The following is a 13,197-nucleotide window of genomic DNA, read 5'->3' on the forward strand; positions in this document are numbered from 1 at the left end:
AACGAGCATGAAGCGCAAAGAGCCATTCAGTGTACTTCGCCCCAACTCTTTAGTGGCAAGAACCTTGTGGTTGACGCTTATTGCTGTGGTTCTGGCTCAAGGTGTGGCGACAGGAATTTGGTACCATCAGTCAAAGCAGAAAGAGCTTGAGGGTATTCGTTCTACTTCTGCCAGTATGGCAAATATGTTTGCCTCAACCGTCACCTTTTTTCAGTCGCTTCCCGTAAAATATCGCCATATCGTATTGGACCAAATCCGCAATATGGGGGGCACTCGCTTCTTTGTCTCATTCAATAAAAACGAACTCATCGTTGAGCCGATTCCGGATACCCAATTGAAACTGGTCGCGATGGATTCAGTGAAACATGTGCTGGAGAGTAAGCTCAATAAAGTGGAAACCGTGTTGGTTGATTTTTCACCACCTGAAAAACTACGCTTGTTGAAAAATGACATTTATCTTAGCGACCTCCCCAAGTCATGGGCGCACCACACTTTGACCTTAGAGCCACTGAACCCTCCTGTGTTGGTGGTCCAAATTCAGCTTGCCGAACATGAATGGGTCTACATCGCGGCTTTACTTCCGGCTCCTTATGTCAGCTTAGATGACACCATTTTAGGGCGAGAACAGATGATGTTTTTGCTCTTCTCGACGATTTTGTTGTTAGTACTTACATACCTGATGATACGGCGTCAGGTCAGGCCATTAAAAAACTTAGCCAAAGCTGCGAATGAAATGAGTATGGATATCGATCAACCGCCATTACGTGAAGAAGGAGCGACAGAACTGGTCACCGCGACGCGTGCTTTTAATCGAATGCAGATGCGTATTAGGCGTTATGTGGCAGATAGAGAACATCTCTTTTCTGCGATCTCTCACGATCTCAAAACGCCTATTACTCGGTTGAGGTTACGAGCTGAATTGCTGGAAGATGAGGTAAAGCGAAACAAGTTCAATCGCGATCTTGATGAGTTAGAGATCATGGTGAAAGGGGCGTTGCAATGCGTTCGCGATACGGATTTGCATGAGAACAACGCCTATGTCGATCTCAATGACATGCTATTTTCGGTGATAGAATCCCATAATCAGAAAACAATAAAGGTTGAGTTTTCTCGTACTGATATTGAACCGATTGTAGCGAAGCCTTTAGCGATTAAACGAGTATTAACCAACCTGATTGATAACGGTGTGAAGTATGGCCACCGAGTCAACGTAACGCTGGAAGAGTTCGATGACTGGGTCGCGATCACCATTACTGATCACGGCGAAGGGATCCCCGAAGATAAGTTAGAAGCCGTATTCGAACCTTACTTTCGGATTGCAACTGACAGTGAAGGTCATGGTTTAGGGCTTGGGATCTGCCGTAATATTCTTCATGGACATGGGGGAGATCTCATTATCAGCAACTCACTAAATAGCGGATTAATCGCGCAAGTCTTTATACCACGTAGTCTGGATGTCTAATGTAACAATTGTGTTACATGGGGCTTACCTTTTGTTTCAATCTTATCAATCAGATTAAGTAGACTCTCTATTGAACCGGACAAACATGGAAGAACATAATGAAACTCAATAAAACCCTACTTACTCTATCTCTTCTTGCAGCCTCAACATTCTCTCAAGCGGGTGAGGTGGAAGTGCTTCACTGGTGGACGGCTGGTGGCGAAGCGAAATCTGCAGCGGTACTGAAAGAGATGATTGAAACACAAGGCCATACATGGAAAGATTTTGCAGTGGCTGGTGGTGGTGGTGAAAGTGCGATGACCGTTTTAAAAACGCGAGCAGTCTCTGGTAACCCACCATCTGCGGCGCAGATCAAAGGTCATGATATTCAAGAGTGGGGTGGCTTAGGTTTTCTAACGTCTCTCGATGCAACAGCGAAACAAGAAAAGTGGGATGATCTTCTACCAGCGGTTGTGACTAAAGTGATGAAATGGGATGGCGAATATGTGGCGGTTCCTGTCAACGTTCACCGTGTTAACTGGCTTTGGGCTAACCCTGTTGTTTTAGAAAAATCAGGTGTTACGGTTCCAACTACGTTAGATGAGTTCTTTGTCGCGGCAGACAAGATCAAAGCAGCAGGCTTCATTCCATTGGCTCACGGTGGTCAACCTTGGCAAGACGCGACGGTATTCGAAGCGGTTGCACTTGATGTTCTAGGCAGTGAAGATTACAACAAAGCGTTCGTTGATCTTGATATGGACGTGTTATCTGGCGACAAAATGGTGGAAGTATTCACCAAATTCAAAAAGATGCGTGACTACATCGACAGCAACTCTCCAGGTCGTGATTGGAACGTAGCAACTTCAATGGTTATCAATGGTGAAGCAGCGATGCAAATCATGGGTGACTGGGCGAAAGGCGAATTTACCGCCGCTGGTAAAGTGCCGGGTAAAGACTACATTTGTGCGCCAGCGCCGGGCACTGACGGCCAGTTTACCTTCAATATCGATAGCTTTGCGTTCTTTGAGTTAAGTGACAAAGATAACCAAAAAGCTCAGCAAGATCTAGCAAAAACCATTCTTACTAAAGATTTCCAAGAAGTCTTCAACCTTAACAAAGGTTCAATCCCAGTACGTCTAGATATGGACATGTCTAAGTTTGACCAATGTGCGTTGGACTCAATGGCAACCTTTAAAGCAAGTGCTGAATCTGGCGACCTTGTTCCGAGTATGGCTCACGGCCTAGCGACGACAAGCTACGCTCAAGGCGCGATTTATGACGTAGTGACCAACTTCTTTAACGAGAATAATGCCGATCCAAAACAAGCAGCCGCTAAGTTAGCGAAAGCAGTGAAAGCGGCTATCTAATCTAACTTGGTCTAACACCAAACCCCCAGGGTGGGTAGGCTCGTAGGGAGCCTATCTACTCTTCACTCCCAATTCTGATATGCGTGATGCTGATGTGGTGCCGAAAGGTAAGCCATCGGCTCGATTGTGCAACAAGGATAAGTTATGGAGCATGTTTTGACTGAGTCGACTCCAAAACCCACAAGGAGCCAGCCTGCACCGAAACCGAGTTTTGCTGACAGGTTGCAACATTGGTTACCTAAAATAGTACTGGCGCCCACCGCGTTAGTGACCGTGGTGTGTATCTACGGCTATATATTCTGGACGGCAGCGTTGTCGTTCACCAACTCTCGATTTCTGCCGAGCTTTAACTTCGTTGGTTTAACCCAATATGAAAAGCTGATGGATAACGATCGCTGGATCACCTCAATCACCAACCTCGGTTTGTTTGGTTTTCTATTTATGGCGATTGCCATCTTGCTTGGTGTTGGTTTAGCGGTCTTGCTTGACCAGAATATCCGTCAAGAAGGGGCAATTCGTACTATCTATCTCTACCCAATGGCGCTGTCATTCATCGTGACAGGTACGGCGTGGAAATGGATTCTTAATCCGGGTCTTGGTATTGAAAAGCTGATGCAAGATTGGGGATTTACCGACTTCAAATTTGATTGGTTAGTTGATTCTGAAATGTCAGTCTATACCTTGGTTATCGCGGCACTTTGGCAATCATCAGGCTTCGTGATGGCGATGTTCTTAGCGGGCCTTCGCGGTATCGATTCATCAATCATCAAGGCCGCTCAAATTGATGGAGCAAGCTTGCCTACCATCTATCTCAAAATCATTCTGCCTTGCTTGCGCCCTGTGGTTTTCAGTGCGGTGATCATCACCTCTCATATTGCGATTAAGAGCTTCGACCTTGTGACTGCAATGACGGCAGGTGGCCCAGGCTATTCATCGGATTTACCAGCGCTCTTCATGTACGCACACTCCTTTACTCGCGGCCAAATTGGTCTTGGTGCTGCCAGCGCCATGATGATGCTTGCTGGTATTTTAGCGATTCTCGTGCCTTACCTTTACTCTGAACTTAGGGAGAAAAAGTCATGATGAACAATATTAATTTTGCTCGAATGTTTATCTACTCAGCGCTGATTTTCTTCTGTTTAGTGTACTTAATGCCACTATTTGTAATGGTGCTGACTTCATTCAAAACCTTGCCTGACATTAAGGCGGGCAACTTGATGAGCTTGCCAAAAGAGTGGGTGTTTGATGCTTGGTATAAAGCGTGGGATACCGCCTGTACGGGTGTGAAATGTGAAGGTATTAAAGGCTATTTCTGGAACTCATTCCAAATGGTGATCCCAGCGGTCACGATCTCTACATTGCTCGGTGCATTCAATGGCTATGTAGTGACGAAGTGGCAATTCAGAGGATCGAACCTGTTCTTTAGCTTGTTGCTCTTTGGCTGCTTTATTCCATTCCAAGTGGTACTGCTACCAATGGCAACCATGCTTGGCAAGATGGGTTTAGCCAACACAACCATAGGCTTGGTGATTGTGCACGTTATCTATGGCATGGCATTTACTACGTTGTTTTTCCGTAATTTCTACATCTCTATTCCTGATGAATTGATCAAGGCGGCAAAGCTTGATGGCGCTGGCTTCTTTACCATTTTCTTCAAGATCTTATTACCGATCTCCACACCGATCATCATGGTGACGGTGATCTGGCAGTTCACCGCAATCTGGAATGATTTCTTGTTCGGAGTAGTCTATTCGGGGGCAGAGACGCAGCCGATTACCGTGGCATTAAATAACTTAGTCAACACCAGCACTGGCGTAAAAGAGTATAACGTCGATATGGCTGCCGCGATCATCGCCGCACTGCCAACGCTATTGGTGTATGTCTTCGCAGGAAAATATTTTGTTCGTGGTTTAACCGCCGGATCAGTAAAAGGATAATTATCATGGCGACATTAGATTTAAAGCAGATCCGTAAAACTTATCGCAACGCGGACAACGAAACGTTAAAGGGCATCGACATCAGTATCGATTCGGGGGAATTTTTGATACTTGTCGGCCCTTCGGGGTGTGGAAAATCCACCCTGATGAATACCATTGCTGGGTTAGAGAGTATTAGCTCCGGCGAGATCATGATCGATGGTGTCGATGTAGTACAAGTTGAACCGAAAGATCGCGATATTGCGATGGTGTTCCAGTCCTATGCGCTTTACCCAAATATGACGGTACGTGGCAATATCGCTTTTGGGTTAAAAATCAAAAAAATGCCCAAAGATGAAATCGATGCTGAAGTGAATCGAGTGGCAGAAATGCTGCAAATTGATCAACTTCTGGATCGCAAACCGTCGCAACTTTCAGGTGGACAAAGACAAAGGGTCGCCATGGGCCGTGCGCTTGCTCGTCGTCCAAAATTGTATCTATTTGATGAACCGTTATCGAACTTAGATGCAAAACTGCGGGTTGAGATGCGCCACCAAATAAAGCGACTTCACCAACAATTAAATACCACCATAGTGTATGTCACTCATGACCAAATTGAAGCCATGACATTAGCAGATAGGATCGCGGTGATGAAAGATGGTGAGCTGCAACAACTAGGAACGCCAAAAGAGATCTACACTCGTCCGAATAATATGTTTGTTGCTGGCTTTATGGGGTCACCATCGATGAACTTCATCAAGACAATGGTAGATCTAGATGTCGAACAGAACCCAATCATTAAGGTGATAGGGACTGAAAACCAAGAGCACCATATTCGCTTACCACAATCGATGCGCGAGCAAGATGGCAAAGAGGTAGTGATCGGATTAAGGCCAGAACATATTACCGATCAAGCAGGGGATGATGTTTCCGCGTCTACCTTGCTTGACCTGAAATTAGAGGTTTTGGAACCCACTGGTCCAGATACTATCGCGATGGTGAAAGTGAACGATCAAGAGGTGGCTTGTCGTTTGTCTCCTGAGTTTGAAGTGACCGTTGGACAAATGGCGCCATTGCATTTTGATTTATCGAAAGCAGTATTCTTTGACGCGCAAACAGAAGCGAGAGTTGATTTCTAATTCGGAAGGAAAACGGTAAATTGAATCAGAAGGCAACGTCGGAATTGAGATGTTGCCTTTTTTCAGGTCTTTTTTTTAATCAGTTGAAAGTTGGCGTAGTGTAATTTTATCAACATGAGAGCTTATTAACATGCTGCTGGTTACTCTTAATTTAAGTAAAAAGAGGGTTCTATCTATGTCAAAAAGTTCCAAGCTGCGTAATGAAGACAAGCTGGTTAAGAAGGCGCTTGATATTGGCGGGAAGATGGCAAAGATGCAAGGCTTTAACCTACCGCAGTCACAACAGCCTGGCTCTTTGGGTTCATAATGCGTTGCCAGACAGCGCCCCTCTAAAGTAAAAACTATGATGAAGAGTCATAACAAAGCGAGCCAGTTGGTTCGCTTTGTTTGATCTTCGGTGGTGCGGTGGCTGAGTGAACTTGGCCACTTGATAGGAGTTTTGTAATATCTGAAATTATTCTAAGATTCTCTACAAACGATCGGCTCCAAGTGTGCCCAACTATTTCGAATTGAAATTCCCGAACTATCAAAAACATTAAGCTAATGAGACCTATTATCATTTACCTGTCTATGCTGTTATGTTATAACATAACGCAAAATTGGTGGGCAGCAGCCTGCTATTGCTAATTTGAGGGAAATGATATGAAACCTGACATCCACCCGCAGTATCGTACTGTGGTATTTCATGACACGAGTGTTGATAAGTATTTTTTGATCGGCTCGACCTTACAAACAGACCGAGAAATTAAGTGGGAGGATGGCAAAACTTATCCTTACTACACGGTTGAAGTGTCGTCCGAGTCTCATCCATTTTATACAGGCAAGCAGCGTGTCATTCATAAAGAGGGTCGTGTGGCTAACTTTACTCGTCGTTTCGGTAGTTTGAATTCAGTAAAGCAGGGAGAGAAGTAACATGAAAGTATTAAATTCACTAAAGAGCGCCAAGAAGCGAAGCCCCGATTGTCAAATCGTCAAAAGAAAAGGGCGAATTTACGTTATCTGCAAATCAAACCCTCGCTTTAAGGCGGTTCAAGGTAAGAAGAAAAAGAATTAAGTTTAGATAGTTACAAAACAATATCACAATAAATCGCCCCGATTTCATAATGAAGTACGGGGCGATTTTTTGCGAGTTCACAATACGAACACTCAACCAATCATGGTATGTCTGTGGTTCAATGTTCTATTTTTTGTTAGGACGAAACTTCCTGCCATCTTTAATATTCAGTACCATCAAGCTTAGGTTTACTGACCCTGCCATCAATTCTAAAAGTTGCACACCATAGAAAATCGAATCAAATTCACCGGCTTTGGCCCATTGGTTCAAGAAATACGCCGCAGGAATAAGAATCACAATCCCATTAAATGCAATGATTGGCATGCGTTTACTTTTCCGTTCAATCACTTTGCCTCTACGCTGCTTTGCCATTGCAGCTCCAGTTGCGCCAGCTGTCGCAATTGCGGGAACTAAGATAAATAGCCCCGGAAAAACGATCAAAGATTTCACTAATTGAATCGATTCTTTAGTACCAAAAATTTCAACCAATAGCGTTGAAGTAAAGAAGGTAGCAATACATAACGTGGCTGTGATTGCAGCAATACGATGGATGATAGGTTTCATAATTCGACTCGCTTAATTGGCAATTTGTTGTCAAAGTTAAATTTAGAATGATGTCATCATGTTGTCAACTTTGGTTTGTGTGGATAATAATGAATAGATTTTATTTGGTGCTGATTTCTCATGTTTTAATGAGATTATAATATTGAATTTAATGGATTTATATTGACATTGACGCATTGGTTATGAAATGAAAAATAAAAGACTGTGGATCACTCATTGACAATTGGTTGTCGTTATTGGTATTTTGGCATTGTGTTGTCAATTTGATGCGGTATTACGCCTATTCACAACGAACGAATCTGGAAATGGCTGTCGAGGGATCACTCTCGTCTTGAGCTAAACCTCTAATATTAATTGTTTTTTGAATTTGTACTTAGCAGCATATAAAGTAGCAAATAGTTAAAATTGGTTGGGCATAACATGTATATCGATCCGAAAGGTGAATCTTTCACTAATGTGGTTTTGGAAATCTTTAAAGTAAACGGAATGCTAAACGCTGAAGGCGATGAAATGGGCAAAGAGTTTGGAATGAGCAGTGCTCGTTGGAAAGTGCTCGGTGCCATCATTAAATTAGAGCAAGCAGTAACGGTAGCTGAGATTAGCCGAACGATGGGGCAAAGCCGCCAAGCCACTCAGCGATTAGTGGATGTAATGGTAAAAGATGGCTTATTAGACATGCGAGACAATCCAAACCATAAACGTGCGAAGTTGATCGATTTAACTGATGAGGGGAAGCGAGTCTACAATTTCCTTCATATTAAGCAGTTATCATGGGCAGCAAAAAGCTCAGATGAACTTGAGTTACGAGATCTGAAAACGACACTCGCTACACTTCAAAAAATGTCTCAGTATTTCGATAAATAAACAAAACTGAACAGTCTAAGAAAGCAGACACCCTTGTTCGTCGGCATTGGTTTACTGTAATTTAGCGTGCAAATGCCTGACTTGCTAAAATAGATAGGCTTTCCTTTATGGCTTATCTATTTGTTGTACTTCACTATTAACTTCCAATCCTGCACTTGATTCTTGTTCTATTACGACTAACTTTATAGCGAATCGCAATAATATCTGTATTTAGTATTCTATTACTCTATAAAGCTGACCTATAACAGCGTAGGATCAAGCCAACTTTAGCCCCAAAACTAGGCTGCACTTAGATGCATAAATGTAATTAATCATGAAACTAACAGCAAAACCATCACAGAATAACGCTCTACTTATTTCTATAACGACGCCGGAATTTAAAGGTGATGAAGCAAAGGAGTCCCTTGCTGAGCTTGCTCGATTAGTAACCACGTTAGGGTTTAAAGTGGTTGGAACTCAATCACAGCATCACAAATCAACGCAGAAACAGAACGTATTGGGGGCGGGTAAACTTGCTGAAATCGCCCACCTTACAGGTTACCAAGGCTCGATTGAAGAAGTAGAAGACGAAGATTTTATTGATGAATCGTTTGATTTTAGCTCTGGTATTGATGAATTAGATTTTGATAATTTGCCATCTGAAGGGTTGGAGTACGGAACTGCTGATGTTGTGGTATTTGACTGTGATTTGAGTCCGTCTCAACTGCGTAATGTTGAGGCCCATTTGGGTGTTGAAGTGTTTGACCGTACCGGCATCATCATTGAGATTTTCAGCCGTCATGCTCGCACTCGTACCGCTCGTCTGCAAGTTGAAATTGCTCGTCTAAATTACCTAGTGCCTCGACTGCGCGAAGTAGCTGAGGGCGATAAAGAACGTCAAATGGGTCAGGGTGCTGGTGAAACGTCACTAGAGCTTGACCGCCGTAAAGTTCGCGATCAAATTGCCGCACTTAAACGTGAACTGGTTAGCGTACAAGATGAAATGAAAAACCGACGCACTAAACGCGCGGAGCTTTTCACTGTAGCTTTAGTTGGTTATACCAATGCCGGTAAGTCTTCGATGATGCGTGCGATGACCGCAACCGAAGTGGTAGGTGAAGATAAACTTTTCGCAACGCTTGATACGACGGTTCGTGCTCTTCAGCCAATTACTCAACCGCGTATCTTGGTTTCAGATACGGTTGGTTTCATCAAAAAATTACCACACGATCTGGTTGCTTCATTCCACTCAACACTAGCAGAAGCGCATGATGCGTCATTACTACTCTATGTCGTGGATGCGTCTGATGCGACATTCCGTGCTCAGCTTGATGTGGTACATGAAGTACTAGCCCAGGTGGGGGTTGAAGACAGCGAAAAACTATTAGTGCTGAATAAGTGCGATAGATTGAGCGAAGAACAGCAGTTAGCGCTGATGGAAGAGTTCCCAGATGCGATGCTAACGTCAACTCTTGACCCATTAGATATCACTAAACTGCACAAATACATCGTTAGTGTTGCAGAACAAGGGATGATCGAAGAAGAGATTACGATCCCTTACTCTGGACAAAGCATTATTGGTGAAATTCGCTCTAAAATGAGTGTGGTTAAAGAAGATTATGACTACGAATGTATCAAACTAACGGTTCGCTCAAGCGCGATTGATTTAGCACGATTGAAAAAGCGTATGCAAAATATTTAAGTGACCTATTTATCATTCTGTGATTACCATAAAAATGCCGCTTTCTTAAGTTAGCGGTATTGTCTTTTCACCCTTTCGTACTATATATCTCTACTTGTTACTAATACTTTTATCATTAACTTCTATACTCAAAAAGTAAATTCATTATTTATGTGAATGTTTGGGTGGTGGTTATGAAACTGATTTATTTAGCGAGTGCTATCTCACTGGCAATGTTCTCTTCAGGATCTCTCGCGGTGGTTAATCAAGGTTATGATCTCAAAGATCATTATATTGTGGTGCTTGACGGTAACACACCGGACTCTCGTGCTAGTGAAATTGCTCAAGCGGTCGCGAAAGGAAAAGGTGTCGTCGGGCACCGTTATAACTTTGCAATAAAAGGCTTCTCTGTTCGTATGCCTATTCAAGCTTTAAACGGTTTGAAGCATCGCTTTCCAGATATCGATTATATTGAACCTGATATGGTTGTAAATGCGATGCCACGAGGCGGAAAACCTGATAAAGGAGGGGGCGATAGTGAAAACCCAAGAGCGACACAACAGACTCCGTGGGGGATTGATCGTGTCGGAGGTTTTGTCGACATGACAGGCTCCAATTCAGTGGCGTGGGTCATTGATACTGGGATTGATAGTAGTCATCCAGATCTGAATGTTGATAGAAGACGAGGGGCTAACTTTGCTCGTGGGAAGAAAAATAATACCAACGACGGTAACGGACACGGTACTCATGTTGCAGGGACGATTGCTGCAAAAAATGACGGATTTGATGTGGTTGGTGTTGCCGCGGGTGCAACAGTGATCCCTGTTCGAGTGCTAGATAATAATGGTAGCGGCACAATGTCTGGCGTGATTGCGGGTGTCGATCATGTTGCGGCTAACGCAAGTGCTGGTGATTGCGCCAATATGAGTTTAGGCGGTAGTGGCTTTTCTGCGGCTCTTGATAGTGCCATAAAGTCGGCGGCGGACGATGGCATATTCTTCTCTGTTGCGGCTGGTAACTCTAGTGCCGATGCAGAGAACTTTACGCCAGCAAGTACCGATCACGTTAATGTATTTACCATTTCAGCGTTTGATAGCAATGATAATTTTGCCGCTTTTTCTAACTATGGGCCTGATGTGGAATATGGACAACCGGGAGTGAATATTTTATCGACCAAGGCTGGTGGTGGGACGGTGGCCTATAACGGTACATCCATGGCGGCGCCTCATTTCTGTGGTGTGATTCTGGCGAGTTCAGGTTTGGTTGCAACCGATGGGGTGGTGAATAATGATCCAGATGGCACTCCAGATCCGATTGCAGTACGTAATTAATGTGCATAAAGACTAGAAAAATAGCGTGATGTATATACGGGAAGCGGTACATAGACTCCTTCCTATTTGCCGTTTCCCTTTTTAATCACAGGCAGTAAACCATAAATAAAAAGCGACCGATGATCCGGTCGCTTTTTTGTTCGTTATTGGTCAATATAGCTGGCGGTTCTTTCATGTAGTTGAATGAAAGAACCGTTACGCCATTCTTTGTGTCGGCTTCCAACGTGCTAACTCTGGGTCAAGCTTGATACCTTGCGAGGTCAGCAAGTTAACACGAGCCAAGTAGGCTGCGCCGTGCATTAGGTGTTTTGCTAGGTCGACTGCATTACGCTGCTGGTAATCATCTAGGTAGCTGTCTTTTGCCCATGCGTTGAATGCGCCAAGTGCAGGGCCTGCCCATACTTGGTAATCCATTTCACGACCTTGTTCGCCGGTGTTTGACCAACGACTAGAAAGACCCAAGTACCAGCGGAAAATTAACGCCATTTTACGCTTCGGGTTGCCTTCAGCTCGTTCTATCTGTTTAGGGTCGCGCTCGTTAAAGTGCGCCACAGTGCCAGCCCAAATATCATCCAGTGTTGAACGGAATACCTGCTTCTCAAGCTTCAGGCGCTCTTCTACTGGAATCGCTTCAATCGAGTCATAACGTGTGTATAGCTCATACAGTTTGTTGGCACGCATTGGGAACAAGGTGCCGCGCTTAACCACTTGTAGCTTCACGCCCATTTCGAACATGTCGGCCGCCGGGGCCATCGTCACGTCAGCCATTTCAGTTGTCGAAAGCAGCTTACGTGTGTGTTCGCTCGCGCCAGCCTCAACACACGCTTGGTTGATTGAACCGGTAACAATGTAAGCCGCACCCATATTAAACGTCGCTAGAGCTGCGTCAGGCGTACCTACGCCACCACCACAGCCAACACGCAGCGGAGTTTTGAATTGGTACTGTGCTTGGATTTGCTCTTTCAGTGCAAGAATTGTTGGCAGTAGGGTAACCAGTGGACGGTTATCGGTATGACCACCAGAATCGGCTTCTGCAGTAATGTCATCAGCCATAGGAACCAGCTGTGCCAGTTCCATCTGTTCTGCTGTGATTCGGCCTTCATCAACTAGAGCTTGCAGCATTTTAACTGGAGCTGGTTGCATGAACTTACTTGCAACTTCAGTACGGCTTACCTTAGCAATAACCTTGTTGCCAATCTGAATCTCGCCTTGTGCATCGCGGCTAAGGCCAGCTGCACGGTAGTGAACGATTTGCGGTGTTAAACCTAAGAATGCAGAAGCCTCAACCGTTTTCACTTTGTGCTTCAAAAACAGCTCTACACTGCCGCGCTCTAGAGCGGGTTCGCTTGGGCTGTGAATCAGGTTAAATGCGTAAGGACCGTTTGGTAGTGCTGCTTGAATGCGGTTAATCGCTTGCTCAACGCGAGACGGGATTAAGCCCGCCGCGCCAAATGAACAAAGAATGCCAGCTTGGCCAAGAGCAATCACTAACTCTTCAGATGAAATACCGTTTGCCATTGCGCCCGCGTAGTAAGCGTATTTCACGCCGTGGCAGCGACGAAAATCTTCGTCGCCTAGGCTTTGTGTACCAAGAGCCGGAGCAAATGCGCTAACCGGTTGGCTGTTCGCCGAGCTTGCTGAATCACCTGATGCAATCTCAGCTTGTTGGCTTACGCCTAAGCCTTTTTCTGGGTGGTTCACTACGTAACAAGCAAGGCTTAAATCTTTCAAAATTGTCGACATTGCTGCGTTATCGAAATGGGTAGTGCTCCCTTCAATCTGCCAAGGCCACGGAGATAGTTTTTCGTTATTAATTGTAGTTTGAGTTGTCATACTAAATTCTTTCCTAATTCTTTGTCTC

The 13,197-nt window shown here is 44.4% G+C and carries 12 protein-coding genes and 1 pseudogene; 11 read left to right on the forward strand and 2 right to left on the reverse strand.

What is annotated here, in order from left to right; all coding sequences use genetic code 11:
• Positions 1 to 7: 7 nt before the first annotated feature.
• From L4C39_RS08160 to ykgO, 8 genes and pseudogenes are all read left to right on the forward strand, one after another.
• On the forward strand, positions 8 to 1,462 hold the full coding sequence (locus L4C39_RS08160; protein WP_429745325.1) for an ATP-binding protein: 1,455 nt from the start codon (positions 8 to 10) through the stop codon (positions 1,460 to 1,462).
• Positions 1,463 to 1,560: 98 nt separating this feature from the next.
• Positions 1,561 to 2,808 carry an ABC transporter substrate-binding protein gene (locus L4C39_RS08165; RefSeq protein WP_429745327.1) on the forward strand — a complete coding sequence of 416 codons (1,248 nt, stop codon included), beginning with the start codon at positions 1,561 to 1,563 and terminating at the stop codon, positions 2,806 to 2,808.
• Positions 2,809 to 2,952: 144 nt separating this feature from the next.
• Complete coding sequence (locus L4C39_RS08170) at positions 2,953 to 3,891, forward strand: carbohydrate ABC transporter permease (RefSeq protein ID WP_099166264.1); 939 nt, start codon at positions 2,953 to 2,955, stop codon at positions 3,889 to 3,891.
• Positions 3,888 to 4,745, forward strand: a complete 858-nt coding sequence (locus L4C39_RS08175; protein ID WP_371711076.1) for a carbohydrate ABC transporter permease — start codon at positions 3,888 to 3,890, stop codon at positions 4,743 to 4,745. The genes L4C39_RS08170 and L4C39_RS08175 overlap by 4 nt, the downstream gene beginning before the upstream one ends.
• 5 nt (positions 4,746 to 4,750) lie before the next feature.
• Positions 4,751 to 5,863: an ABC transporter ATP-binding protein gene (locus L4C39_RS08180; RefSeq protein ID WP_429745331.1), complete on the forward strand. Its 1,113-nt coding sequence runs from the start codon at positions 4,751 to 4,753 to the stop codon at positions 5,861 to 5,863.
• Between the two features lie 175 nt (positions 5,864 to 6,038).
• A pseudogene (locus L4C39_RS08185) lies at positions 6,039 to 6,201 on the forward strand (DUF5062 family protein).
• Between the two features lie 304 nt (positions 6,202 to 6,505).
• A complete protein-coding gene (locus tag L4C39_RS08190; protein ID WP_017053343.1) occupies positions 6,506 to 6,775 on the forward strand; it encodes a type B 50S ribosomal protein L31 in 270 nt (89 codons plus the stop codon).
• Position 6,776: 1 nt separating this feature from the next.
• Entirely contained in the window at positions 6,777 to 6,917 is a 141-nt protein-coding gene (gene ykgO / locus L4C39_RS08195) for a type B 50S ribosomal protein L36 (protein WP_171756129.1), read from the forward strand.
• A gap of 126 nt (positions 6,918 to 7,043) precedes the next feature.
• Here the strand turns inward: ykgO and L4C39_RS08200 are convergent, their stop codons facing one another.
• The gene (locus L4C39_RS08200) at positions 7,044 to 7,481 is read right to left on the reverse strand and encodes a hypothetical protein (RefSeq protein ID WP_171756128.1); all 438 of its coding nucleotides are present in this window, start codon (positions 7,479 to 7,481) and stop codon (positions 7,044 to 7,046) included.
• Between the two features lie 420 nt (positions 7,482 to 7,901).
• On the opposite strand from L4C39_RS08200, the gene L4C39_RS08205 reads away from it, so the two are divergent.
• From L4C39_RS08205 to L4C39_RS08215, 3 genes are all read left to right on the forward strand, one after another.
• A complete protein-coding gene (locus tag L4C39_RS08205) occupies positions 7,902 to 8,345 on the forward strand; it encodes a MarR family winged helix-turn-helix transcriptional regulator (RefSeq protein WP_216599536.1) in 444 nt (147 codons plus the stop codon).
• Positions 8,346 to 8,658: 313 nt separating this feature from the next.
• On the forward strand, positions 8,659 to 10,026 hold the full coding sequence (gene hflX / locus L4C39_RS08210; protein ID WP_261889078.1) for a GTPase HflX: 1,368 nt from the start codon (positions 8,659 to 8,661) through the stop codon (positions 10,024 to 10,026).
• Positions 10,027 to 10,199: 173 nt separating this feature from the next.
• On the forward strand, positions 10,200 to 11,336 hold the full coding sequence (locus L4C39_RS08215; protein ID WP_017051747.1) for a S8 family serine peptidase: 1,137 nt from the start codon (positions 10,200 to 10,202) through the stop codon (positions 11,334 to 11,336).
• A 195-nt stretch (positions 11,337 to 11,531) separates the two neighbouring features.
• On the opposite strand, the gene pfaD is transcribed toward L4C39_RS08215, so the two are convergent.
• Complete coding sequence (gene pfaD, locus L4C39_RS08220; RefSeq protein WP_429745335.1) at positions 11,532 to 13,169, reverse strand: eicosapentaenoate synthase subunit PfaD; 1,638 nt, start codon at positions 13,167 to 13,169, stop codon at positions 11,532 to 11,534.
• Between the last annotated feature and the right edge of the window lie 28 nt (positions 13,170 to 13,197).

The organism is Vibrio clamense (genome assembly GCF_050337905.1).
GTDB classification, from domain to species: domain Bacteria; phylum Pseudomonadota; class Gammaproteobacteria; order Enterobacterales; family Vibrionaceae; genus Vibrio; species Vibrio cortegadensis.